Annotated in this window: 1 protein-coding gene; it reads right to left on the bottom strand. The window is 68.5% G+C overall.

Features of this window, described 5'->3' with window-relative positions:
• The coding region (locus KVS67_RS12875) for a proton-conducting transporter membrane subunit (protein ID WP_305799841.1) at positions 1-241 on the bottom strand (241 nt) is incomplete at both ends.

Here is a 241-nt window from a genome sequence, read left to right on the forward strand (position 1 = left end):
GAACACCGCGGTCACCGGGGCGGGCGCGGTGGGGTACGAGTCCGGCAGGCAGAAGGACAGCGGGAACACGGCCGCCTTGATGCCGTAGCCCACCAGGAGCAGCACGTGCAGGACCATCTGCACGTCGGTGGGCAGCTGGCCCAGCTTGACGGCCAGGTCCGCCATGTTCAGGGTGCGGGTCGCCGCGTAGATGATCGCGATCGCGATCAGGAACACCACCGAGGAGAGCACGGAGACCACC

The sequence above is a fragment of the Micrococcus sp. GbtcB5 genome, assembly GCF_019091605.1.
Classification (GTDB): Bacteria; Actinomycetota; Actinomycetes; order Actinomycetales; family Micrococcaceae; genus Micrococcus; species Micrococcus luteus.